Annotated in this window: 19 protein-coding genes and 2 tRNA genes; 13 read left to right on the top strand and 8 right to left on the bottom strand. The window is 36.3% G+C overall.

From position 1 onward, the window contains the following. Positions 1-6: 6 nt before the first annotated feature. The 4 genes from L1S34_RS13100 (at position 7) to L1S34_RS13085 (ending at position 6,563) form a co-directional block, all read left to right on the top strand. A tRNA-Leu gene (locus L1S34_RS13100) sits at positions 7-92 on the top strand. A 242-nt stretch (positions 93-334) separates the two neighbouring features. Then, on the top strand, positions 335-3,697 hold the full coding sequence (locus L1S34_RS13095) for a gliding motility-associated C-terminal domain-containing protein (protein WP_236364372.1): 3,363 nt from the start codon (positions 335-337) through the stop codon (positions 3,695-3,697). Between the two features lie 63 nt (positions 3,698-3,760). Beyond that, the gene (locus tag L1S34_RS13090) at positions 3,761-4,678 is read left to right on the top strand and encodes a PorP/SprF family type IX secretion system membrane protein (RefSeq protein WP_236364371.1); all 918 of its coding nucleotides are present in this window, start codon (positions 3,761-3,763) and stop codon (positions 4,676-4,678) included. Positions 4,679-4,697: 19 nt separating this feature from the next. Next, on the top strand, positions 4,698-6,563 hold the full coding sequence (locus L1S34_RS13085) for an OmpA family protein (protein ID WP_236364370.1): 1,866 nt from the start codon (positions 4,698-4,700) through the stop codon (positions 6,561-6,563). 55 nt (positions 6,564-6,618) lie between these two features. On the opposite strand, the gene L1S34_RS13080 is transcribed toward L1S34_RS13085, so the two are convergent. Beyond that, positions 6,619-7,200 (bottom strand): tRNA-(ms[2]io[6]A)-hydroxylase, encoded by a 582-nt coding sequence (locus tag L1S34_RS13080; protein WP_166137921.1) that lies wholly within the window; start codon positions 7,198-7,200, stop codon positions 6,619-6,621. A gap of 109 nt (positions 7,201-7,309) precedes the next feature. Between L1S34_RS13080 and L1S34_RS13075 the strand changes: the two genes are divergently transcribed. Further along, positions 7,310-8,551, top strand: a complete 1,242-nt coding sequence (locus L1S34_RS13075; RefSeq protein ID WP_236364369.1) for a glycosyltransferase — start codon at positions 7,310-7,312, stop codon at positions 8,549-8,551. 181 nt (positions 8,552-8,732) lie between these two features. Here the strand turns inward: L1S34_RS13075 and L1S34_RS13070 are convergent, their stop codons facing one another. Continuing rightward, a complete protein-coding gene (locus tag L1S34_RS13070; protein WP_166137927.1) occupies positions 8,733-9,875 on the bottom strand; it encodes an acyl-CoA dehydrogenase family protein in 1,143 nt (380 codons plus the stop codon). A gap of 88 nt (positions 9,876-9,963) precedes the next feature. On the opposite strand from L1S34_RS13070, the gene L1S34_RS13065 reads away from it, so the two are divergent. The 4 genes from L1S34_RS13065 to L1S34_RS13050 all read left to right on the top strand — a co-directional run bounded on the left by L1S34_RS13065 (position 9,964) and on the right by L1S34_RS13050 (position 13,795). After that, a complete protein-coding gene (locus tag L1S34_RS13065; protein WP_236364368.1) occupies positions 9,964-11,031 on the top strand; it encodes an anhydro-N-acetylmuramic acid kinase in 1,068 nt (355 codons plus the stop codon). Further along, the gene (locus L1S34_RS13060; protein WP_236364367.1) at positions 11,028-11,399 is read left to right on the top strand and encodes a ribosomal maturation YjgA family protein; all 372 of its coding nucleotides are present in this window, start codon (positions 11,028-11,030) and stop codon (positions 11,397-11,399) included. The genes L1S34_RS13065 and L1S34_RS13060 overlap by 4 nt, the downstream gene beginning before the upstream one ends. 92 nt (positions 11,400-11,491) lie before the next feature. Further along, positions 11,492-12,718, top strand: a complete 1,227-nt coding sequence (locus tag L1S34_RS13055) for a Glu/Leu/Phe/Val dehydrogenase dimerization domain-containing protein (protein ID WP_236364366.1) — start codon at positions 11,492-11,494, stop codon at positions 12,716-12,718. 177 nt (positions 12,719-12,895) lie between these two features. Then, on the top strand, positions 12,896-13,795 hold the full coding sequence (locus L1S34_RS13050) for an energy transducer TonB (protein ID WP_236364365.1): 900 nt from the start codon (positions 12,896-12,898) through the stop codon (positions 13,793-13,795). 191 nt (positions 13,796-13,986) lie between these two features. On the opposite strand, the gene L1S34_RS13045 is transcribed toward L1S34_RS13050, so the two are convergent. Beyond that, positions 13,987-14,382, bottom strand: a complete 396-nt coding sequence (locus tag L1S34_RS13045; protein WP_236364364.1) for an ExbD/TolR family protein — start codon at positions 14,380-14,382, stop codon at positions 13,987-13,989. 1 nt (position 14,383) lies between these two features. Next, entirely contained in the window at positions 14,384-15,079 is a 696-nt protein-coding gene (locus L1S34_RS13040) for a MotA/TolQ/ExbB proton channel family protein (protein WP_166137946.1), read from the bottom strand. Between the two features lie 128 nt (positions 15,080-15,207). Here L1S34_RS13040 and L1S34_RS13035 point away from each other — a divergent pair, with 128 nt between their 5' ends. Next, positions 15,208-16,428, top strand: a complete 1,221-nt coding sequence (locus L1S34_RS13035; protein ID WP_236364363.1) for a bifunctional folylpolyglutamate synthase/dihydrofolate synthase — start codon at positions 15,208-15,210, stop codon at positions 16,426-16,428. 86 nt (positions 16,429-16,514) lie between these two features. Then, positions 16,515-16,589: transfer RNA gene (locus tag L1S34_RS13030), tRNA-Val, on the top strand. Positions 16,590-16,635: 46 nt separating this feature from the next. On the opposite strand, the gene L1S34_RS13025 is transcribed toward L1S34_RS13030, so the two are convergent. Further along, entirely contained in the window at positions 16,636-17,391 is a 756-nt protein-coding gene (locus L1S34_RS13025; RefSeq protein WP_166137952.1) for an NUDIX hydrolase, read from the bottom strand. Positions 17,392-17,711: 320 nt separating this feature from the next. Between L1S34_RS13025 and L1S34_RS13020 the strand changes: the two genes are divergently transcribed. Both L1S34_RS13020 and L1S34_RS13015 read left to right on the top strand, forming a co-directional pair. Further along, on the top strand, positions 17,712-18,452 hold the full coding sequence (locus tag L1S34_RS13020) for a glycoside hydrolase family 3 protein (RefSeq protein ID WP_236364362.1): 741 nt from the start codon (positions 17,712-17,714) through the stop codon (positions 18,450-18,452). Further along, complete coding sequence (locus tag L1S34_RS13015) at positions 18,431-20,041, top strand: glycoside hydrolase family 3 C-terminal domain-containing protein (RefSeq protein WP_236364361.1); 1,611 nt, start codon at positions 18,431-18,433, stop codon at positions 20,039-20,041. The genes L1S34_RS13020 and L1S34_RS13015 overlap by 22 nt, the downstream gene beginning before the upstream one ends. Positions 20,042-20,349: 308 nt before the next feature. Here the strand turns inward: L1S34_RS13015 and L1S34_RS13010 are convergent, their stop codons facing one another. The 3 genes from L1S34_RS13010 to L1S34_RS13000 are packed head-to-tail and all read right to left on the bottom strand — an operon-like array spanning position 20,350 to position 24,144. Continuing rightward, complete coding sequence (locus L1S34_RS13010) at positions 20,350-21,807, bottom strand: glycoside hydrolase family 30 protein (RefSeq protein WP_236364360.1); 1,458 nt, start codon at positions 21,805-21,807, stop codon at positions 20,350-20,352. A 22-nt stretch (positions 21,808-21,829) separates the two neighbouring features. Beyond that, positions 21,830-23,296, bottom strand: coding sequence for a glycoside hydrolase family 30 protein (locus tag L1S34_RS13005; protein WP_236364359.1), 1,467 nt, complete (start codon positions 23,294-23,296; stop codon positions 21,830-21,832). Positions 23,297-23,298: 2 nt separating this feature from the next. Further along, the gene (locus L1S34_RS13000; RefSeq protein WP_236364358.1) at positions 23,299-24,144 is read right to left on the bottom strand and encodes an endonuclease/exonuclease/phosphatase family protein; all 846 of its coding nucleotides are present in this window, start codon (positions 24,142-24,144) and stop codon (positions 23,299-23,301) included. Positions 24,145-24,290: the final 146 nt, after the last annotated feature.

Raw genomic sequence — 24,290 nt, 5'->3', positions numbered from 1 at the left:
TCCAAAGCTCGGATGGTGAAATTGGTAGACACGCTGGACTTAAAATCCAGTGAACAGCAATGTTCGTGCGGGTTCAAGTCCCGCTCTGAGTACTATAATAAACCCTCCTACACTAATGTGTGGGAGGGTTTTTTGCGTTTAGACGGTGTTATTATTTTCGAAAGCTAATATGGGGCCGTGGATGGTTTAATTTTCTATGCTGTAAACTCTGTTTTCTTAATATAACTTTTTTCTGTAGTTATTGCTTTATTAAATATTTCCTTATTAATTGAGATTAATACTTTACTTTTGTCGTTGATTTTGATGATATTTCAAAATTTAAAAATACTCAAATATGAAGTGTAAATTACTCTATAATTTTGTAATTCCGGTCGTTATTATTTTGTCCGTTGTTTTGAATTGCTTTTCGTTTGAAAAGCACGACAAATCTTTGAGAAAATATTTTGATCAAGAAAGTCAATCGGTTTTCGATACAGTTAAAAAAAATAAACGTTCTACAAGAGCAAATAGGATAAGTGCTGTTATTTCGGTTCCTTCAGTTAGCGCTGGTAGTTCTTGTGGTGATGGTGTTAATTTCGTTCAAGTCAATCTATCTGCTTTTGCTTCTAATACATCCGAGACAGTGGAGTGGTTTACTTCTCAAAATGCATCAACTCCTATTTTTACTGGTAATAATTTTAGTCCTAGTATTCGTGCTACTAGAACGTATTATGTTCGGAGTAGGTTAGGGAGTGATTTTAGTACTCGTGTGCCTGTTGCAGCGTCGGTATTTGTTGTTCCGCCCGCTGTTACACTTTCTTCTTCGCCTGTTGTTGACCAGTCCATGCCATTTTGTTTAGGTCAATCGGTTACTTTTACGGCAAATGGTGGGGCTGATTTATTTGAATTTTCTGTTGATGGAAATGTTGTTCAACAGATGTCTTCAAGCAGAACTTTTATAACTAATACACTAACGGATGGTCAAGTCGTTATGGTTCGTTCAAGATTTTCATCAGTTATCGATGGAGTTTCGAACGAAAGAGCTTTTGGAACAGGGCCACTAGAAGATAATGGTTTAAGTTCTCCTCTTTCAAGTTCATCAGTCAATGCTTACGTTAACGCTGTTAAAATTGCTTCTGAAGAGAGTAACATTATTTTTGCTGTGCCTGGCAAAGTGACGAGTAACAATAGCCTACTTTTATTTTTAGATACAAAGCCAGGTGGTTTTAGTACTACTAATTTTGCAGATGTTGTTGATGGTAGTGGATCTGTTAAAGCTTTCAATTTTATAAATGATAATAGTAATGCTTTTGATTCCTATTTTGAAGCAGATTATTGTTTAGTGTTTTTTTCGGATCCAATAACTGGGAATTATAGTGCTAATTTGGTAGAATTGAAAAGTGATACTTCATTGTTAAGTTTTATTGGTAATGCTTCTTCTGGTAACCCATCATCGGCTTTTGGTGTTAATCCAAGTAGTTCTGGTATTTCTGATATTTCAAATGGCTTTGAAATTCTGTTGAAAAAAGCTGCAATTGGTTATACAACTGGAGATGTTAAATTATTTGCTTTCACCGTTGTGACTGACAATAACGGTCTACAGTCGATTACAAACTCTTTTTTAAGTCCGGAACGATCTAGTTCATTAGATTATGGTTCTAATGCTGTTGACTATAATTTACGTGATCCAAATCCAGTTATTGTAGCATCTGCCGCTTTGACTCCTTGTTACGCGGAAGCTTTTCTTGAAATGAGTTTTGTAACTAAACCTATTGCTTTTAATGTAGTGCAGCCAACTTGTACTTCTCCAACTGGGACTCTAACTTTTGCTACGCAGGATAATGTACAATATAGTCTAGATGGTATTAATTTTCAGAACTCACCTACTTTTGGTAATCTTAATGGAGGAACTTATAATTTATACACCAAAAGTACATTAAACGGTAACTGTATTACTCAAGCAGATAGTGCCGTTACTGTCAATAATGCGCCAACACCACCAGCGGTGCCAACTGCAGCGACTGTTGTACAACCAACTTGCGCGGTTCCAACAGGAAGTATTACAGTGAGTACACAAAATGGAGTGGAGTATAGTTTGAATGGAACCAATTACCAAGCATCAAATGTGTTTTCAGGATTAGCTCCAAATACATATACACTTTACGTTAGAAGTACAACGGACAACACTTGTATTACTTCATCGACCCAAACGGTAACAATCAATAATGCGCCAACACCACCAGAGTTACCAACTGCAGCGAGTGTTGTACAGCCAACATGTGCAGTTCCATCAGGAAGCATTACAGTGAGTACACAAAACGGAGTGGAGTACAGTTTGAATGGAACCAATTACCAAGTATCAAATGTGTTTTCAGGATTAGCTCCAAATACATATACACTTTACGTTAGAAGTACAACGGATAACACTTGTATTACTTCATCGACACAAACGGTAACAATCAATAATGCGCCAATACCACCAGCGGTGCCAACTGCAGCGAGTGTTGTACAGCCAACGTGTGCCGTTCCAACAGGAAGCATTACAGTGAGTATGCAATATGGAGTGGAGTACAGTTTGAATGGAATCAATTACCAAGCATCAAATGTGTTTTCAGGATTAGCTCCAAATACATATACACTTTACATTAGAAGCACAACAGACAACACCTGTATTACTTCATCCACACAAACAGTAACAATCAATAATGCGCCAACACCACCAACTGTGCCAACTGCTTCGAGTGTTGTACAACCAACATGTGCGGTCCCAACAGGAAGTATTACAGTGAGTACACAAAATGGAGTGCAGTACAGTTTGAATGGAACCAACTACCAAGCATCAAATGTGTTTTCAGGATTAGCTCCAAATACATATACGCTTTACGTTAGAAGTACAACGGACAACACCTGTATTACTTCATCGACACAAACTGTAACTATTGATGCTATACCACAGCTGCCAACTAATCCTACTGCAGCTAGTGTTGTTCAACCAACATGTGCCGTTCCAACAGGAAGCATAACTATTAGTGCACAACAAAATGTACAATACAGTATCGGTAATGGATATCAAAATAGTCCAGTTTTCGCTAATCTAGTACCAGGAAATTATACAATGGCCGTTCGTTTTACTAACAGTCCTGCATGTATTGCGACAGGCGGAATAATTACTATCAATGCAATTCCACAGCAAATTCAATTCGAGACCGAATCGAATTGTATCAATAATGAGTTTGTACTATCTGCTATTCCGCGTAGCTCAAGTTATGATCCTGCCCAAGTAACCTATCAATGGAAAGATCCAAATGGTGTAGTCGTTGGCACAGATAGTAGCCTTAACCTATCTAAAGTAACGTCCAATTCAAATTCGATTGTATTTCCAGCGGTCTTTTCGCTTTCAATTCGTTCTGCGGCGACTGGTTGCGAAACTACTCAGACCTTTACAATTGAGTCTATTTTTTGCAACATTCAAAAGGGGATTTCTCCTGACGGAAACGGTTCAAATGATTCTTTTGATTTAACTTTTATGAAGGTTAAAAAATTAGAAGTCTTTAATAGATACGGCATCAAGGTGTACAGTCAATCCAATTATACTGACCAATGGAAAGGTCAATCCAATTCAGGTGAAGATTTGCCAAGTGCTACCTATTATTATGTAATTGAATTTGAATCTGGAACCCCAAAAACGGGTTGGATTTATTTAATTCGAGAAAAATAAAAAAAGTACTAAAGCAATAGTCATACGAAGTATTAATTGACTTTGACAAAAAACAAAAACGATATGAACAAAATACTATTAATTACTCTGTTGGTTTGCTTCTCTCTCTGCGAGGTAAGTGCGCAACAAGATCCACACTATACACAATACATGTATAATATGAATGTCATTAATCCGGCTTATGCGGGTTCGAAAGAAAATTTATCTTTTGGACTATTGTACCGTAAGCAGTGGGTTAATATCGAAGGTGCACCATCTTCCTTTTCATTTTCGGGTCATACTCCCGTTGGAAAAAATGTGGGTATGGGTATTTCTTTTCTTTCGGATAAAATAGGTCCTGTTTCAGAACAAAACGTTTACGGAGATTTTTCTTATAAGCTACAATTGAATGAAACAGATAAACTTGCTTTTGGTATAAAGGCGGGAGCTTCTTTTCATAATGTAGGACTACGCGATTTACAATCTAGTTTGCCAGATCCTTCCGAGGGGATTTTTGGACAAGACATTAGTGATGCTTCCTTGAATGTTGGAGCCGGACTTTTTTATTACTCAGATAAATATTATGCAGCATTATCAATACCAAACATGTTAAAAGCCGCTCATCTTGATTTTAATGGAAGGGCTTATGGTTCGGATGTTTCGCATTATTTTTTAACAGCCGGTTATGTAATGGATTTAAATTATGATTTAAAATTCAAACCGTCATTCATGTTGAAATCTGCTGTAAATGTAAAGCCTTCGTTAGATCTATCGGCTAATTTTTTATACCAAGAAAAATTTGAGATTGGAGCAACATACCGATTACAAGATAGTTTTGGAGGAATGATTAATGTTGCTGTGAGTCCATCATTGCGAATTGGATATGCATATGATCATATTGTTTCTGATTTGAGAGTAAGTACGCCGTCATCACATGAGTTTATTTTGTTGTATGATCTTTTCGAATCTAAAAAAGTATCTCGTTCGCCGAGGTTTTTCTAACGTTTAATTCAACTATTTGATGAAAAAATATTTTCTATTGGTTCTTGTCGCAATAATTAGTTGTTCAACAATTGCACAAAATAAACAAACTAAAAGCGCTGATGATTTGGTGCGTAGTTATGACTATTACGGTGCTATTGAAGCATACCAAACGTTAATTAGGCAAGGTAGTACTGATTTATACATCAAGACACAATTGGCTGATTGTTATTATTACATTGACAACTTTAAAGAAGCCGAAAAATGGTATGCTCAAAGTATAACATCTCAAAAAGATGCCGAAGTATTTTTTAGATATGCACAGGTTTTAAAAGCCAACTTAAAATATAACGAAGCCAATATTCAATTACAGCGCTTTGCTCAACTAAATCCAAATGATAGTCGCGCTCATAAGTTTGTTGCTAATCCTAATTATTTGGACCAGTTGGAAAGAATTGATGCTGCTTTCGAAATTAAAAAATTGAATATTAACTCTACTCGCTCGGATTGGGGTGCAACCTTATATGGCAATGTACTGTATTTTGTAAGTGCGCGCAACGAAAGTAAAAAAGTCTACAGCTGGAATAATGAGCCATTTTTAGATATCTATCAAGCAAAAAGGTTGTCTAATGGAAACTTCGAAATGCCAGAGGAAGTACCTGGATTAAATTCAGATTTTCATGAAGGGTCAATGTCACTTACAAAGTCTGGATCAATTGCGTATTTTTCGAGTGAAAGTTTTAAAAACGATTTATTTGAAAAAGATAAAAAAAGAAGATTAAAATTTGGTCAAATTAGTCTTTACAGTGCTAAAAAAGAAAATGATAAATGGACAGCAATTGCTCCTTTGCCTTGGAATAATAAAAGTTATTCAAACGGAAATCCATCTGTAAATGGCGAAGGAACTGTTTTATATTTTGCATCAGATATGCCCGGAAGTATTGGCGGTACAGATATTTGGAAAGTGCAAATTAATGCAGATGGCAGTTATGGTCAACCAGAAAACTTAGGTCCAAGTATTAATACAGCAGCCGATGAAAATTTCCCTTTTATAGCTGATAATGGTGTTTTGTACTTTGCATCAAATGGTTTGTTGGGATATGGCGGTTTTGATGTTTTTAGTGTAAATGCATTAGAAGCAGCAGCTACTCCCAAAAATTTAGGAAAACCTGTGAATTCTGAGAAAGACGATTTTTCTTTTACATTGAATACAGAAAAAAATATTGCTTTTCTCTCTAGTAACCGAACAGGGCAAGATGATATTTATGTGCTGAATCCAATTTGTAAATCCAATTTGATGGTAGCTGTTAAAAATGCGAAAGATGGTGTACCTCTTCCGTCTACCAGAGTTGAAATAGTTTTGGATGGTCAAGAACAAGTTGTAAATCAATCATCAAATGAAATGGGAGTGTCAACTTACGACATGACTTGTGGCAAATCATATAAAGTACAAATTTTAAAAGATGGTTTTGTCACACAAAGCAAAACGATAAATGCAGTGGCCGGTTCAAATTTACTAGAAGTCGCTTTGGAGCCAATTGATGTAATTGTAACAGAGACGGAGATTATCTTGAATCCTATTTATTTCTATTCAAACCGAAGTGAAATTACAGAAAAGGGAGCCGCCGAGTTGGATAAATTAGTTTATGTGATGTCTCAAAATCAGAAATTACAAATTGATGTTGTAGCCCATACTGATTACCGTGGAACTGATTCTTATAATTTGAAATTATCTGAAAATAGAGCAAAAGCTACAGTAGCTTATATTATTGAAAAAGGTATTGGTGCTGAACGTATTTCAGGAAAAGGAATGGGAGAAGGTGCCCCAAAAATTGACTGTAAAGAAAATTGTACCGAATTAGAAATGGCTTTAAACAGACGTTCTGAGTTTTTAATTAGAAAATAAATTAGAATTTTAAGTATAAAAAAAACAGCATATCTTTTAGGTATGCTGTTTTTTTTTATCCATGTACTGTTTCGTTCTTACCGTAATTTGTAATTATCGAGGTTTCGTAAGCAATCCATTCTTTCCATCTTTTATCTACATCGACATTATCGGCATATTGTCTGGCAAAGCCTAAAAATGTAGTGTAATGTCCGGCTTCACTTATCATCAAGTCTCGGTAAAATTTTGCCAATTCAGGATCTTTTATGTTTTCAGATAAAACTTTAAATCGTTCGCAGCTGCGCGCTTCAATCATTGCCGAGAAAAGTAAACGCTCGCATAAGGCATCGTTTCGACTTCCATCTTTTTTCATAAACTTAAAAAGCTCATTAACGTAACTGTCTTTTCGTTCGCGACCAAAAGTAAGTCCACGTTTTTTGATTAATTGATGCACCATTTCAAAGTGCTCCAATTCTTCCTTAGCAATAATAGTAAGTTCAGTAACTAATTCCTCTTTTTCAGAATTTTGTGTGATCAAACTTATAGCATTTGACGCTGCTTTCTGCTCGCACCAAGCGTGATCGGTAAGTATTTCTTCGATGTTCGATTCTACAATAGTAACCCATCTCGGATCAGTAGCTAACTTAAGTCCCAACATAATCGTTTTCTTTTGCTACAAAATTACTCTTTATTTCAATGATTTTGTTTGATAACAAAGCTTTATCGATAAAATTACTATTATTTTGTATCCTTAAGATGGAGAAAACATGAGCGTACAACCAATGGTACTAATTATAGGTTTTGTTTGGCCGGAGCCAAAGTCATCCGCTGCAGGTGGAAGAATGATGCAATTAATTCGATTGTACCAATCGCAAGGATATTCTGTAACTTTTGCCAGTCCCGCGCAAGATTCTGAATTCATGGTGGATTTAAGTGAATTTGGAGTTATTAAAGAAAATATAGTCTTAAATTGTAGGAGTTTTGATGTTTTTATTGCTGAATTAAATCCGGCGATCGTTCTTTTTGATCGATTTATGATGGAAGAACAATTTGGGTGGCGTGTGGCTGAATCTTGTCCTACAGCTTTGCGTGTATTGGATACCGAGGATTTACATTGTTTGCGTTTAGCAAGAGTGCGCTCATTTAAAGAAAAGCGTGATTTTAAGATTGAGGATTTACTTGTTGAGGAAGTAGCGAAAAGAGAAATTGCTAGTATATTGCGGTGTGATATCACTTTGATGATTGCTACTTTTGAAATGGAAATGCTGCAAACAGTTTTTAAAATCGATCCGGCTTTGTTGTTTTATTTGCCTTTGTTGGTTCGCAAGCAAGACATGTTCGTCGCAGAGCAAGTTCCGTCTTTTGAGGAGCGAGCAAATTTTGCTTTTATTGGAAATTTTCTGCATGAACCGAATTGGAATGCAGTGCAGTACTTAAAAGAAACTATTTGGCCTTTAATTAGGAAGCAGTTGCCCGAAGCGCAATTGCATGTCTATGGTGCTTATCCGTCACAAAAAGTGGTACAGTTGCATCATGAAAAGTCAGGTTTTTTAATTCTAGGTCGTGCTGCTGAGGCTAAAGATGTGGTACAAAAAGCGCGAGTGGTTCTGGCACCTTTGCGTTTTGGTGCAGGAATTAAAGGTAAATTATTAGAAAGTATGCAATGGGGTACACCTAATGTGACAACGAGTATTGGCGCAGAGTCGATGCACGGGAATATGCCTTGGAATGGTGCTGTAGTTGACGATCCTATACTTTTTGCGGAAGAAGCAGTACGTATTTATCAGGATAAAAATTATTGGTTGAATTCGCAGGACAACGGATTTAAATTGGTTAAAACTTTATATGATGAAGTTATTTTTGCTGAGAAATTAGCAAGTCGAATGACTGACTTGATTGAGAATTTAGAAGCGCACCGCTTGACCAATTTTATGGGTGCTTTGCTTCAACATCATACTTTAAAAAGTACCAAGTATATGTCGAAATGGATTGAGGCAAAAAACGGTTAGTTATCAAGTCTTGCATGAGGGGTAGAAGCGGCATCCTTTTTTAGGCTCGCTTTTTTACGAGGCTTAAAAAGATACAGCGGATGACCCGACCTTACTGTAACGAAAGTGAAAGTAAGGGCATGCCATAAAAAAACTCGCCTTAAAATACATTAAGGCGAGTTTTATATTTAAAAGATTTGATTTACAATGACATCAAACCACGTGAAATTACAATACGTTGAATCTCTGAAGTTCCTTCGTAAATTTGAGTGATTTTTGAGTCACGCATCATACGCTCTACATGATACTCAGCTACGTAACCGTTTCCTCCGTGAATTTGTACGGCCTCATTGGCAACTTCTAAAGCGATTTCTGATGCGTATAATTTGGCCATAGCTCCAGAGTGTGCAATATCTTTTCCAGCATCTTTTTCGCAAGCGGCTTTCATTACTAATAATTTGGCTGCAGTTACTTTTACATACATATCGGCCAATTTAAAAGCGATAGCTTGGTGGTTAAAGATTTCTTTACCAAATGCTTTGCGTTCGTGTGAGTATTTTAAAGCAGTTTCGTAAGCACCAGTTGCAATTCCTAATGCTTGAGAGGCAATACCAATACGGCCACCGTTTAACACGTTCATGGCAAAGGCAAAACCAAATCCGTCAGCACCAATTCTGTTTTCTTTTGGAACTTTTACGTCAGTAAACATTAAAGAATGAGTATCACTACCTCTAATTCCCATTTTCTTTTCTTTCGGTCCAATATCAAAACCTGCCCATCCTTTTTCAACGATGAATGCATTGATTCCTTTGTGTCCTTTTTCGATATCAGTTTGAGCAATAACAATGTATGTTGATGCAGTACTTCCGTTGGTAATCCAGTTTTTTGTTCCGTTTAAAAGATAGTAATCGCCTTTGTCAATTGCAGTAGTTTTTTGTGATGTTGCATCAGATCCTGCTTCTGGCTCCGAAAGACAAAATGCTCCAATTACTTCTCCTTTTGCAAGTGGCACAAGGTATTTCATTTTTTGTTCTTCGTTGCAATATTTCTCTAAACCGGCGCAAACTAATGAGTTGTTAACAGACATGATTACCGCTGCCGAGGCATCAATTTTTGCAATTTCGGTCATAGCCAGAACATATGAAATGCTGTCAAGACCTGATCCACCGTATTTAGGATCGACCATCATTCCCATGAAGCCTAAGTCGGCCATCATTTTTACTTGTTCAGTAGGGAATTTTGAGTGTTCATCACGTTCAATAACACCTGGCAATAATTCTGCTACAGCAAAATCTTTAGCCGCTTGTTGAATCATTAAATGCTCTTCGGTTAGATTAAAATCCATATTTTTATTGTAAATTAAATGTTCTTAAATTTGACCACAAAAGTAATTATAAAATAGTAGATTTCAAACGTTTTCGTAATTTTAGCCTATGTTTAAAGAAAAGTATTTTGTAGTGGGTGTCATGTCAGGAACATCGCTAGATGGCGTCGATTTGGCGCATATCGTTTTTACTAAGGTTGAGAACGAATGGTCATTTGAAATTTTAAAGGCTATAACGGTTCCGTATTCTGTTTATTGGTTAAACAAACTGCAAACTGCTGTAACGCTTACAGGTCTAGAACTAAGAGCCCTAAATGATGAATACACTAGTCAATTGGCAACTGTCATAAATGATTTTATAGAAAGCAACGCTATTAAAAATTTAGATGCTGTGTGCTCACATGGGCATACGGTTCTGCATCAACCTCAGAAAGGAATCACACTACAAATAGGGAATTTACCGCAGCTTGCTACCTTGATTCAGCAAAAAGTAGTTTGTGATTTTAGAGTTCAGGATGTAGCTTTGGGAGGACAAGGTGCGCCTTTGGTGCCAATTGGAGATCGAATATTGTTTTCCTCTTATGATTATTGCATGAACTTGGGAGGTTTTTCAAATATTTCGTTCGAGAAAGATGGACAGCGCATCGCTTTTGATATCTCGCCTGTCAATACCGTATTGAATTTTTATGCGCAACAATTAGGTTTCGAATATGATAATAAAGGAGCGTTGTCGCGTTCAGGTAATTGTCACGAAGGACTATTGACCGAATTGAATGCGCTTGAATTTTACTCGCAAAAATATCCTAAATCCTTGGGTTTTGAATTTGTAAAGAGCGTCGTGTTGCCATTAATTGAAAAATATAATTTAGCAGTGGCCGATAAAATGAACACGTTTACAGAGCATGTTGCCTTACAAATTGCTGCTGCGCTGCCTACCAAAACCGGTCAGATTTTTGTAACCGGTGGTGGCGCCTATAATGATTTCTTGATAGAACGTGCGCAATCCTATTTACCTAATATGCAAATTATAATTCCTGATCGAGAAGTACTTGAATTTAAAGAAGCAGTAATTTTTGGATTATTAGGCGTTTTGAAGTTAAGAGGTGAAATTAATGTGCTGTGCAGCGTAACTGGAGCCCAACAAGACCATTCTGCCGGAATGGTTTACACGCCATGATACCATCTAGAAAAAACTATTTAGCAGTGGCAATAATAACTATTTTGTTGGGATTGTGCAGTCGAGGTTTTTCCGTAGTACCGCTATTTGTTGGAGATTTACTTTACGCCGTTTTAATTTATTTTATTTTTCGGTTTTTCTTCACCACACAAACGGCTGTCGCCATAGCGGTAATGAGTTTATTCTTTTGTTTTGCGATCGAGACATTACAGTTAGTGCGATGGAATTGGTTGTTAAAAATTAGAGGTACCTCAGTTGGTCGCTTGGTTTTGGGACAAGATTTTTTATTCGCAGATTTAATTGCGTGCACATTTGGTGTATTTGTGGCCGTGGTTTTTGAGCGCGTAATATTTAAGAGGTCTAGCTAATAGAATGGATAAACTTTTGAAATAAACTCGAAAACACATAATTCACATTATTCTATTTTTTATATTTGCCAAAATTAAACATATCGCAAAAAATGAAAGATTTATTAAAGAAATTCGAAAATAAAGAACCTGAAATAGTTTTCCATTGGAAAGATGCTGAAACCGAAGCTGAGGGTTGGACAGTTATCAATTCGCTTCGTGGAGGCGCTGCTGGAGGTGGAACTCGTATGCGAAAAGGTTTGGATATGAATGAAGTTTTGTCATTGGCAAAAACGATGGAAGTTAAATTTTCGGTTTCTGGACCTGCGATAGGTGGAGCAAAGTCGGGTATCAATTTTGATCCGAATGATCCTCGCAAAAAAGGAGTTTTACAACGTTGGTACAAAGCGGTTTCTCCATTATTAAAAAGTTACTACGGTACTGGTGGAGATTTGAACGTTGATGAAATTCACGAAGTGATCCCTATGACTGAAGAGTGTGGTGTTTGGCATCCGCAAGAAGGTGTTTTTAACGGACACTTCAAACCAACCGAAGCAGATAAAATCAATAGAATAGGTCAGTTGCGTCAAGGAGTTGTTAAGGTAATTGAAAACCCAAAATTCTCTCCTGATGTTTCAAAAAAATATACAGTTGCTGATATGATTACAGGTTACGGTGTTGCTGAGGCAGTTCGTAATTTTTATGCTATTTATGGCGGCGATGTAAAGGGTAAAAAAGCAATCGTTCAAGGATTTGGAAATGTAGGTTCAGCTGCAGCCTTTTACCTTGCGGATATGGGTGCCAAAGTAATTGGTATTATTGATAGAGATGGTGGTTTGATTAATGAAGATGGTTTTTCTTTCGAAGAAATTAGAGCTTTATTTTTAGCCAAAGACGGTAACAAATTAGTGGCTGAGAACATGATTCCTTTTGAAGAAATCAACCAAAAAATTTGGACAATTGGTGCCGAAATTTTTACTCCGTGTGCGGCATCTCGTTTGGTTACGCAGTCGCAAATTGATAGTTTAATTGCTAATGGTTTAGAAGTGATTTCTTGTGGAGCTAATGTTCCTTTTGCGGATAAAGAGATTTTCTTTGGTCCAATTATGGAAGATGTAGATCACAAAGTAAGTTTGATACCTGATTTTATTTCGAATTGCGGAATGGCTCGTGTATTTGCCTATTTCATGGAGAAAAAAGTACAAATGACTGACGAATCTATATTTTCAGATACTTCAGAAATTATCAAAAAAGCGATTGAAAAAGCGCATACACTTAATCCTAGTAAAACTAATATTAGTGCAACTGCTTTTGAAATTGCATTGAAACAACTTACTTAATTCAAGCACTTATAATTACAAGTATACAAAATGGGAATTGGTAGACATAAAAGGCTACTAATTCTCATTTTACTTTGAATACAAACTAATTTATAATTGAAAACTAGCTTTCTACTCTTGACAATTTTTAGTACTTTTCAACGTTTTTAGTCATATCCTTTTTCAAATACCAATACAATGAGTTCTACTAATTCAATCAATCAAAAGAAATCCCTAATCATTACCACTCTTTTGTATGCGGCAATGTTGTTGATTTTGTTTTTTATCCGTTTTTGGCCTCCGGCAAATGGAGTGGAGCTTGCAGGCGGTGGAGGCGGTGGTGGAGTTACGGTGAATTTTGGGGATAGTGATTTCGGATCGGGCTCGGACTATAAAAGTGAAGTATTAGAGGTAAAAAATCAAGCGAAAGCGGTACCAGTAAACAGTACTCCTGACGAAGCAATACTTTCGCAAGAAAATAGTACGGATGAAAGCGTGGTTATTCCGACTAAAGTTCCAGCTAAAAAGACACCAGTGGTTATAAAAGAAGAAACAAAACCTGTGGTAGTAAAACCAAAGGTATCGAATGCTACCAATGATGCGTTGTCAAGTATACTGAAAGGATCTAATAAAGGAGGTGATGGTGATGATAAAACAGCTGGAAATAAAGGAAAGTCAAACGGGAATTTAAATTCAGGTGATTATTATGGTTTAGGCGGTTCCGGAGGTGGTACTGGCGGAGGAAACGGAACTGGAAATGGAACAGGAACCGGCAAAGGTTCAGGCTCTGGAAGCGGTGGCGGATCCGGAAGTGGTTCTGGTGGCGGAATCGGATATTCTCTTGGTAATAGAAGAGCAGTATCTAAACCAGTGCCAAAATACACATGTAGCGAACAAGGTAGGGTAGTTGTTGAGGTAGCCGTAGATCGAAACGGACGTACAATGAGCGCTATTGCGGGAGTGAAAGGAACAACAAATACGGCAAGATGTTTGCTTGATCAAGCTCGAATTGCAGCCATGAATACGAAATGGGATCCTAGTTCGGATGCGCCTGAAAAACAAGTGGGTAAAATTACTTATAATTTTAGTCTTAATTAAACGTCACTTTTAAAAGATAATTGTCAATTTATAAGATATTTTGCGTGAGGGATAGCAGCAAGTACCGCAGTACTGCGAATAGCCCGACGGCAATAAAAAAATGGAGCCCATCAGCATAAAAGTTGATGGGCTCCATTTTTTTATTGCGGTCACGCCCAAAAGCAAGACGTGTCCTAAATTAATATCGTTTTTTATTTCGGGCTAGTGGCGATTACAAATTTCAGATTGTTGCGCACTCCTATTTGTAATACATTAACTAAATCTTGTACTTGAAGATTGAATGGGATTCTAATCACAACGGTTTGGTCTTTTGTTGTGTCCATTTTAGACATAAGCGTTGCCTCGAGTTCCTCAAATGAAACGGGTTGTTTGTCAATATAGAATTTTTTATCCTCAGTTACAGATAAGCTGATGAATTGCTTGTTGGTTTTTTCATTTGATTGTGCTTTTGGCAAAGTCATCTTGATTACATTTGGGTTGGCAAGTGTAGAAATAATCAAGAAAAACAGCAGTAAAAAAAACATGATGTCGCTTAATGAAGAAGTCGCGACCTCGGCATGAAATCTTCTTTTTCTTTTGATAGACATGTTATGATTTTTGAATAATATTTACAAATTCAAGTACTTGTTTTTGGATTTTTAATGCAAAATTATCAATTTTTCCGTTCAACAAGTGGTATCCGCTGTAGGCAACAATTCCAACTATCAAACCCGCTCCACTACTAATCATTTTTTCGTACAATCCACCAGAAATGTTTCCGATACTAATATTCTCAGTAACTGATATGCTGTAGAAAATTTTAATTACTCCGGAAATGGTACCAATGAAACCTAAGGTAGGCGCAATACCAGCTATGAGTCCCAAATGTCCTAAGTGTTTTTCCATTTCGCCAATTTCAATATCGGCTGCACGATCCATATTCGATTCGATTTCACCAATTGGGCGGCCAATAACAAGAATACCTTCTTTGATGATATTTCCCGATGCGGTATTATTTCGTTCAGCAAGTGATCGTGCTAAATCTAAATTGCCAGAATTTAACTGATCCCTAACATCGCGCAAAAGTAAGGAGTCTACTTTTGAAGCTTTACTAATGTATAAGTAGCGCTCTACGATGAGGTAAAAAGTGTAAAATAATAAAATCCCAATTGGGATTAGCCAAATACCGCCTTTTAATAAAAATCCTAAAGTAGAAATTTCGGTATTTGGAGCGATGTTTTCAACAACTGCGCTTGATGCGGCATTAGTAAGGGTGTCCGCTTGTAATTGGATAAAACTAAACATATAATATTATTGTGTTTTAATCATTAATTCTAAAATTTGTTTCAATTTTGCACTAAAGATACTTTTCGATGTAGTATTAAACTAAAAAAATCGAAAAATATTTTAAACAATTCCTATTTACCTACAAAATGAATTATCAAGACACTATAAACTGGATGTTTAATCAGCTTCCGATGTACCAACTTCAGGGCGCACAAGCTTATAAAAAGGACTTAACGAACGCTCACAAACTTGCAGCGCACCTAAATTATCCTGAAAAAAAATTGAAATGTATACATGTGGCAGGAACCAACGGCAAAGGATCTACCTCTCATATGTTGGCATCTGTTTTACAAGAAGCTGGATATAAAGTAGGTTTGTATACATCGCCACATCTAAAAGATTTCAGAGAACGTATAAAAATAAATGGGGTCGAAATATCTGAGAAATTTGTCGTAGATTTCATAACGGAGCATCAGCTATTTTTTGAAGCTAATGACATGAGTTTTTTTGAAATGACAGTTGGTTTGGCTTTTGATTATTTTGCTGCTGCAAAAGTGGATATCGTCATAATTGAAGTAGGTATGGGCGGAAGGTTAGATGCAACGAATATTATCACGCCTTTGGTTTCTGTAATTACCAATATAGGATTAGATCACACTCAGTTTTTAGGCAATACACTTGAAGCAATTGCTTTCGAGAAAGCAGGAATTATTAAACCCAATGTCCCTGTAATTATTGGAGAGTACACATCTGAAACAAAACCTGTTTTTTTGTCTAGAGCCAAAGAAGGAAGCTCGGAGATTTATTTTGCAGCAGATTTAGTTTTCGAAAATTATCCTTCAGACTTGATTGGAGATTATCAAGTGCACAACAAAAAGACGGTTTTGCAAACCATACAGGTTTTGAATAAGCAGACTAAATTTGAAATTTCCCCTCAAAATATACAAAATGGTTTGTTGCAGGTGGTAAAAAATACAGGACTTCAAGGCAGATGGCAGCAAATACATACAGCCCCAAAGGTTATTTGTGATACTGCTCATAACAAAAACGGTCTAGAGATCGTATTGAAACAAATACAAATAGAAAAATTTGACACGTTACACTTTGTTTTGGGAGTGGTAAATGATAAAGATTTAGAAGAAATTTTGCCTTTGTTTCCAAAAAATGCAAAATATTATTTTTGTAAGCCTAATATTCCTCGTGGATTGGATGCACAAGTTTTACAACAAAAAGCGGCATTGTTTGCGTTGCATGGCGAAGTATACAATTCTGTTTCAGAAGCTTATCAAAAAGCACTGCAAAATGCTGTAGCGGCTGACTTTGTTTACGTAGGAGGAAGTACATTTGTAGTTGCAGAAATTTTGTAATTTTTTTGTTTTTATAGTTGCATATTCAAAAAACAGTCTTATATTTGCACTCGCAATAAGGAAATGAAAATTATCGAATTGCAATAGGGCGATTAGCTCAGCTGGTTCAGAGCACCTCGTTTACACCGAGGGGGTCGGGGGTTCGAACCCCTCATCGCCCACAAATAAACTCCTTAAGAAATTAAGGAGTTTTTTTTATTTCTGATTTTACCAACCTTGGTTGATTCCGTTTTTAACTACTGCCTCGTATTTTTCTTTATCAAAGCGGTATAAGTTAGGTGCTTTGTGAGCAACATTGCTCTTCTTCTCGTCAAGTTTTATTAATATCCCAATAGCTGTAATCTTTCTTAAAAAATTACGGCGGTCTAATTTCTTGCCTAAAATGGTTTCGTATAATTTTTGTAATTCTGGAATTGTAAATTTTTCAGGTAACAAATTGTAGCCTACAGGTGTAAGATTTAATTCGTTTCGCAGAGTAGCTAATGCTTTATCTAGAATTTCTTTATGGTCCAAAACCAAATCAGGAACTGCATCGTGGTCAATCCATTCCACAATTTCATCAGCTGCCAATGGCTGCGGAATGGTTTGTAAAAAATCAACTAATGCATAGTAACCAACTGTAACAAAACGACTGGCAAACCATTTTCCATCTTCGATTGGTATGTTATAAAAGCGTAGAATGTTGTTGCTCACCTCTACATCGCAGCGGTTTGCGGCACCAAAAGTTGAAAATTGTCTTAAAAAAATTCCATTTAAACCTGTTCTACGGTGCAAAACCGTTACGGCAGCTTCATCAATTCCTTCATTTAAAGACACAAAACCTCCCGGCAAAGCCCATTTATTACTGTACTTTGTTTTGATTAATAACACTTTTAGTTGGTTGTCATGAAATCCAAAAATCACGCAATCTATTGACAAACCGGGTTGGTATAATTCTTTATTTTCTAAAACACTCTTTAACATGGGGCTTTCATTCTTGAAATTAGTACACTTTTATAAGGCGCAATTTAGTGCATTTTTACTCGGAAATTAAAACAGTACATTTTTTGAATACAAATAAGTTTTTTCCAAAATTATTTAAGAGCGCGTTGTACAATATGAAAAGAATAAGTTAAGAATTGCATTTTTTCATGTTTCATTTTCGAACTAGTTATGCATTTTATGTAAAAAAGCTTATCAAAAATAATGTAATGTGCTGTTTTTCAAAAATATTGTTTACATTGCGTCATTATAACACAATAATTATTTTGACCTTTGAATAAAAAAAACTAACGCAAAAGACTATGAAAAAAACTATTCTATTACTCCTTGGGTTCGCATTTACGCTACAAATGCAAGCGCAGGCTATTGATTATCGAGCAAAAGCTAAAAAATTAGTTTCGCAATTGACACTCGAGGAAAAAGCTTCTTTGTGCTCAGGTGGAACAGCTTGGTCAACTAAGGCCATTCCAAGACTGGGTATTCCGTCCATTTTTATGACTGATGGTCCTCACGGATTACGTAAGGCAGAGGGTTTTGATTTTACAAACAGTGTACCGTCAACTTGTTTTCCTACGGCATCAGCTTTGGCATCTTCTTGGAACACGGCATTGGCTCAAAAGATGGGCGAAGCTCTGGGAATTGAGGCCCAAGCCAATGATGTACAAATTTTGTTAGGACCTGGAGTAAACATGAAACGTTCTCCTCTGGGTGGAAGGAATTTTGAATATTTTTCAGAAGATCCTGTTTTGGCGGGTAAAATTGCAGTAGGATTCATAAATGGGGTTCAAAGCCAAGGCGTTGGAACCTCTATGAAGCATTTTGCGGCAAATAGTCAAGAGTTTGAACGAATGTCTAATAATTCAAATGTTGACGAACGTACTTTGAATGAAATATATTTTCCTGCATTCGAAATGGCAGTAAAAGAGGCACAACCTTGGACCGTGATGTGTTCCTACAATAAATTAAATGGAACCTATGCCTCTGAAAATCCATTTTTATTACAGCAAATGTTAAAGGACAAGTGGGGTTACAAGGTTTTGTAGTTTCTGATTGGGGTGCTGTAAATGAAAGAGCGCTTGGTGTTGACTCGGGTATGCATCTTGAAATGCCAGCAAGTGGTGGATTAAATGATAAGAAAATTGTTGATGCCGTTAAAAACGGTACTCTAAAAGAAAGCCGATTAGACGAAATTGTAACCAATCTATTGGCGGTAACTCTAAAAGCAAAAGACAGTCACAAAAAAGGTATTGTGGTTGACAAGGCTAAGCACAATGAACTAGCAAGACAAATAAGCAGCGAATGCATTGTGTTGTTGAAAAATGAATCTGCTATTTTACCAATAAAACCTTCTGTTAAAAAGATTGCTATCATTGGTGATTTTGCCAAAAATCCACGTTATCAAGGAGCTGGAAGTTCGCAAGTGCGTCCAACTCAAATTTTAAACGCATTTGATGAATTACAAAAACTAGCCAAAGGTACACAGTTTACATTTTCGCAAGGATACAATTCACAAGGAGAAACAGATCAGGCGAAATTAGCTGAGGCAGTGCGAATTGCCAAAGATGCTGATGTAGTTCTTGTTTTTGCAGGTTTGCCAGATAGTTATGAGTCGGAAGGTTTTGATAGGACTAATATGGATTTGCCACTAGGCCACAATCAATTAATTAGTGCAGTTGCTCAAGTAAACAAGAATAGTGTTGTGGTTTTGATGAATGGAGCTGCTGTTGCAATGCCATGGAAAAATGATGTTGCAGCTATTTTGGAAGCCTATCTTGGAGGGCAAGCTGGTGGAGGCGCAGTTGCAGATGTATTGATAGGAAAAGTGAATCCTTCAGGTAAGTTATCGGAGACATTTCCAGCACGATTGGAAGATACTCCAACCGCAATTGAATTCCCATCAAGAGACGGACAAGCTAATTATGGTGAAGGGATTTATATCGGTTACCGCTACTATGACAAAAAGAAAATTGAACCAAGTTTTCCTTTCGGATATGGATTGAGTTTTACTACTTTTTCATATTCTGATATAAAGGCCAATACTACTTCGGCCAAAGATTCAGAAGGGGTTACCATTTCTGTTAAAGTAAAAAATACTGGAAAAATGGCTGGAAAAGAAGTAGTGCAGTTGTACGTACATGAGCAAGAAAGTGAAATAAGTAGACCTGAAAATGAGCTTAAATATTTTGAAAAAGTGGCCTTAGCTGCAGGAGAGGAAAAAACAATTACTTTCAAATTGAGTTCTCGTGATTTCTCTTATTACAATTCAAAAACACATGAGTGGACCGTGAAATCAGGAAAGTTTGATGTTTTGGTTGGAGGCTCTTCTCGAGATTTGCCTTTAAAACAAACGGTTTTTATTGAATCTTCAAAACCTGCACAACTCGTTTTTACTCGTGAATCTTTATTTAAAGAATTCAAAAGGTCTCCAAAAACTTTAGCAATTTATGAAAACTTAGTACAAGGTTTTATGGGAGCTTCAAAAAAACCAGAAACCGAAGATGAGAAAAAAGCAGCTTTGTTTTTTGAAACAATGTTATCTGATATGCCAATAAATAAATTAGTTTTATTATCTGGAGGAAAATTTACTGAAGAAAATATTGATGGAATTTTATCAGCAGCCAATCAAAAATAAAGAGCGGCTGAAAGCAAAGCATAAAAAGTGCCTCATAACATCGTCTTCAAAAGGAATGATTTCCTCTTATTTGAGTCGCACTGAGATCTAATTGTTGGTTAAATTGTCAACAAAAACGCAGTAAGCAGTATGTTGAAACACTGTTTGCTGCGTTTTTTAATTTTGACCTAATTTTTAAATTTGATAGAAACCTATTAGCTACTGTTAAGAATTTATTTAGTTACCGTTCCGAATTTTAAAAAATTCAAGTTGAAGTTTCCTTTTTTAAAATAAATTTTTTATTCGATTTTTTTTAAAAAACAGATATTCTAATACACCAAGGTTTGAATTCCGTGCGCGGGAATTTCGATCACTGTTTTTTCATTAGAGATAATCAAATTATAGGTTACATTTTTATCTCCTTGATTCATTACTATCGTTACCATTTTGCCGTTTTTGTTTAAAAATGAAGTACTGATTAAAGAGCTTCGGCTTACCGCCGTACTTACTCTTTTGGCATCTGGTCGAATGAATTTAGAAAAATGGCCAATGTAGTAATAACTTGGTGTGTAAATAAGTTCTCCAGAATTAGTGTCAGCATGGATTGGTGCAAAACAGAAGTTCCCCACGTGATTGGGACCTCCATTTTGGTCTAAAAGAATATTCCAGTCCGTCCATCCAACGGTGCCGTTATTAAAATCGTGAATCATGTTAGTGCCGTAACGTTCGCCATTAGCCCACAATTGGTATTTATTGGCATCAAATTTCTCCACGCAACCTTCAGTAAACAAGAGGTTTTTTGTTGGGTATGCCTCATTGACTTTTTGAATATTTTCAAACATAGGTGCACCACCTGCCCAAGTTTCGTACCAATGAAATCCTATTCCCCAAGCATATTTTGATGCTTCTGGATCAGAAAAAATGACATTTGCTCTTTGATTTATTAAATCCCTGTTATGATCCCAAACAACAATTTTTTTATCGCCTAAGCCTTCTTTCTTTAAAGTTGGTCCAAGAAAGTTTTTTAAAAAATCGCGTTCAGCCTCGGCAGTGTAAATGCATGATTCCCAAGTTTGGGTTGCCATAGGCTCGTTTTGTACTGTAAGTCCCCAAATAGGCATTCCTTCTTTTTCGTAGGTTTTTATAAATTTAGCGTAATAATTGGCCCATGCTTGATTGAATTCAGGTTTCAAAGTTCCGCCTTTCAACATATTGCCAGTACTTTTCATAAATGCTGGTGGACTCCAAGGTGAAACATACAATGTCAATTTTCCACCGGCCGTTTTTATAGCGTCCTTGATCATCGGGATGCGGTATTTTTTATCGTGGTCAATGTTAAACGATTTTAGTTCACTATCGCCTTCAATCACGTAAGTATAGCTTCCACTTGAAAAATCAGAACTATGAATAGTTGTTCTTAGTAGCGAATAACCAATTCCGTTTTCCGTATTGTAATAGGCTTGCAGTAATTCTTGCTGTTTGCTTTTACTTAATTTTGCAAAAACTTCCGCGCTTGCGTCAGTTATTGCTCCACCTATGCCCATGAATGTTTGAAAAGTCTTGTTTGGTTCTACAAAAACCGAAATCTCAGTTTCAAGAGGTTGTTTGGCTATACCGAAGCTTAATTTGTCTGTTTGAGACAGTCGCAATTTGGTATTTTCTGCGGTGGTATACACCGTAATAGTTTTGCCGGATGTTGTAAATGCTACAGTTTGATTTGCTTTTTTGGGCTGAGCAAATGCAAAAAAAGTAGTTGCTGCAAGTGTTAAAGTTGTTATTTTTTTCATTTTAGATAGAATGTAATGCGCTTTACCAAATATAAGTTCCAACAGAATTACCTTCTAATGAAGTAGTAATCCAAGTTCCGTTGTATTTGATGTTGAATAAAGTAGTTGTTTCTCCGTCGTTTTCAACTAATAAAACTTTTTTTCCTGCAGGGGTTTTAAAAGCAACTGTATTTAAATTTCCTGAATTGTTACTTGAAATGCGTACCGAGCCGGTTGGAACAAATTTTGAAGCATGAGCAATAATATAGTAGCCTACATTTCTTGTAAAGCTATCGCTGCTATTAACAGTCAAGGCTCCTTTACAAGTTGTACAACCACCAGGAGTATTTGGACCGAAAGAGGCATTATTGGCTAAATTCCATTCTAAAGCTGTTTTACTCCAATTGCGCATTGATCCGATGATTACATTTTTTACATGCCATTTTAAATCTCCAGAAAAACTACCTGTTGATGAGGTGTATTGCTCTGTAAAATAAATATTTTTGGTAGGAAAAGCATTGTGAACGGTTTCAAGTGCGCTAATATCGCCTTCGTAAAGGTGAAATGCCGATCCGTCTACAAAGGGATTTGCTCCTGTGTCTCCCAATACAGCTATAGGATATTCTGGTTTATTGCAATTATGGTCGTACGCTACAATTTTTGTGTTGAGGTTTGCGGCTTTAAATTCTGGCCCTAAATGATTTTTAATAAAATCAGCTTGTTGTAGTGCCAGCATTAACATACTCGGGTTGTTGCCAGGATGTAAAGGTTCGTTTTGAGGTGTAATGGCGTCAATTATTATTCCTTCGGCCTTCATGGCTTGAATGTATTTCACAAAATATTTTGCATATACATTGTAAAATTCGGGTTTTAAACTTCCTCCAACAAAACTGTTATTGTCCTTCATCCAAACTGGCGGAGACCATGGCGTTGCCATTATTTTTATAGACGGATTTATAGCTATAATTTCTTTTAACATTGGAATGACATCAGCTTGATCAGGAGTCAAACTAAATTTAGATAATGTAACATCTGTTTGTCCATTTGGAAGATCATCGTATGTGAATGGTGTCGCATTTAAGTCTGATGCGCCAATACTTAGACGTAAATAGCTAATTGCAATTCCGTTAGCATCATTACCGAATAATTCTTTTAAAAGTTCTTGTCTTTTTTGTGCTGAAAGTTGATTGATAACTTGAGCGCTACCACCTGTTAGTGTATAACCAAAACCGTCAATAGTTTGAAATGTTTTGCTTTCATCAACTTCAATGTTAGCATAAGTATTTGTATTGTTGCCAAAAGTCAAATTGCCAGGCTGTTTTTGTAATACTATAGTTTGATTGCCTTTGGTTAACCAAAAATCCATCTGATTAGTTCCAGTTGTAGGCGGTGTAGTAGGAGCGGGCGTAACCACAACCTCGGTAGTATCGCTTGACGACGAACAGTTGCTTGTGCTCATACTAAAGCTAAAAAGCAGTACTAGTTTTATAGAATTTTGTAGTAAAGTCATAATTATTTCAGTTTTAACTCGATATACACTGGCAAGTGATCCGAAGGGTATTTGAGATCTTTCGAGTCGCTTAGAATAGCATATTTTGTTACGAGAAAAGGATTGTTTTTTGATAGAAAAATGTAATCAATTAATTTAGTTACGGGTTCGTTGTGTTTAAAACCATTGAATGTGCCGTTGGGTCCAAAAGGCTTTTGAATGCTGATGTCTCTAGAGTCATCCATTGATTTTTTGAGTTGTTTGATGCGCTCTTCTTGAGGCTCAGAGTTGAAATCACCCATTAAAATAACAGGATAATTTTGTGTGTTGAGTTGCTTTATTTTGGATACAATTAAAGCCAAACTTTCTGTTCTTGCTTGCTCTCCCATGTGATCAAGATGGGTATTAAAAACCCAGAGGTGTTTTTTAGTCTCTTTGTCTTTTAAAAGGGCATAGGTACAAATGCGGTTTAGTGCAGCATCCCAACCTTTTGAAATAACGTTTGGTGTTTCTGAAAGCCAAAAAGTAGCACCTTGTAGCAATGTAAAACGATTTTTTTTAAAAAATAGAGACGATGCTTCTCCTTGTTCCATTCCATCTCTGCCCATGCTGATATTTTTGTACGTTTCATGCGCTGCTGCAATATCACGAACTTGATTTGGTAGTGCCTCTTGAATACCAAAAATATCAGGATTGTAAAATTGTAATTGAGCGTTGAAGTAATCCTTTCTATTTGACCAAGCATTTGCCCCATCACTAGCTATATCCAAACGGATGTTATACGTTAAGACCTTTAGACTTTGCGCCTCGCAAATTGATGTCAGACATCCTAAAATGATACAAACGATTGAGTTTTTGAGTTGCTTCATATGTTTGTTTTATGATTAATTCCCTTCTAATGAGCTTTTAGCTAAAAGTAGTTAAAAGCTCTTAATGAAGGTCTAACTAAACAAAAAAATCAAATATAAAATATTAATTACCAGTATTGTAAGGCTTCTTACTCTTGAATTTTAGA

This window comes from Flavobacterium sp. K77 (assembly GCF_021608205.1).
Classification (GTDB): domain Bacteria; phylum Bacteroidota; class Bacteroidia; order Flavobacteriales; family Flavobacteriaceae; genus Flavobacterium; species Flavobacterium turcicum.
The sequence above is the reverse complement of the archived record's forward strand: the minus strand, read 5'-3'. Positions and strand labels throughout refer to the sequence as shown.

Excerpts from the sequence above, each read along its gene's own strand:
- L1S34_RS13090 (WP_236364371.1), top strand. The coding sequence starts at position 3,761 with ATGAACAAAATACTATTAATTACTCTGTTGGTTTGCTTCTCTCTCTGC.
- L1S34_RS13050 (WP_236364365.1), top strand. The coding sequence starts at position 12,896 with ATGAGTTCTACTAATTCAATCAATCAAAAGAAATCCCTAATCATTACC.
- L1S34_RS13085 (WP_236364370.1), top strand. The coding sequence starts at position 4,698 with ATGAAAAAATATTTTCTATTGGTTCTTGTCGCAATAATTAGTTGTTCA.
- L1S34_RS13010 (WP_236364360.1), bottom strand. The coding sequence starts at position 21,807 with ATGAAAAAAATAACAACTTTAACACTTGCAGCAACTACTTTTTTTGCA.
- L1S34_RS13005 (WP_236364359.1), bottom strand. The coding sequence starts at position 23,296 with ATGACTTTACTACAAAATTCTATAAAACTAGTACTGCTTTTTAGCTTT.
- L1S34_RS13045 (WP_236364364.1), bottom strand. The coding sequence starts at position 14,382 with ATGTCTATCAAAAGAAAAAGAAGATTTCATGCCGAGGTCGCGACTTCT.
- L1S34_RS13040 (WP_166137946.1), bottom strand. The coding sequence starts at position 15,079 with ATGTTTAGTTTTATCCAATTACAAGCGGACACCCTTACTAATGCCGCA.
- L1S34_RS13035 (WP_236364363.1), top strand. The coding sequence starts at position 15,208 with ATGAATTATCAAGACACTATAAACTGGATGTTTAATCAGCTTCCGATG.
- L1S34_RS13025 (WP_166137952.1), bottom strand. The coding sequence starts at position 17,391 with ATGTTAAAGAGTGTTTTAGAAAATAAAGAATTATACCAACCCGGTTTG.
- L1S34_RS13020 (WP_236364362.1), top strand. The coding sequence starts at position 17,712 with ATGAAAAAAACTATTCTATTACTCCTTGGGTTCGCATTTACGCTACAA.
- L1S34_RS13075 (WP_236364369.1), top strand. The coding sequence starts at position 7,310 with ATGAGCGTACAACCAATGGTACTAATTATAGGTTTTGTTTGGCCGGAG.
- L1S34_RS13055 (WP_236364366.1), top strand. The coding sequence starts at position 11,492 with ATGAAAGATTTATTAAAGAAATTCGAAAATAAAGAACCTGAAATAGTT.
- L1S34_RS13065 (WP_236364368.1), top strand. The coding sequence starts at position 9,964 with ATGTTTAAAGAAAAGTATTTTGTAGTGGGTGTCATGTCAGGAACATCG.
- L1S34_RS13080 (WP_166137921.1), bottom strand. The coding sequence starts at position 7,200 with ATGTTGGGACTTAAGTTAGCTACTGATCCGAGATGGGTTACTATTGTA.
- L1S34_RS13000 (WP_236364358.1), bottom strand. The coding sequence starts at position 24,144 with ATGAAGCAACTCAAAAACTCAATCGTTTGTATCATTTTAGGATGTCTG.
- L1S34_RS13095 (WP_236364372.1), top strand. The coding sequence starts at position 335 with ATGAAGTGTAAATTACTCTATAATTTTGTAATTCCGGTCGTTATTATT.
- L1S34_RS13070 (WP_166137927.1), bottom strand. The coding sequence starts at position 9,875 with ATGGATTTTAATCTAACCGAAGAGCATTTAATGATTCAACAAGCGGCT.
- L1S34_RS13060 (WP_236364367.1), top strand. The coding sequence starts at position 11,028 with ATGATACCATCTAGAAAAAACTATTTAGCAGTGGCAATAATAACTATT.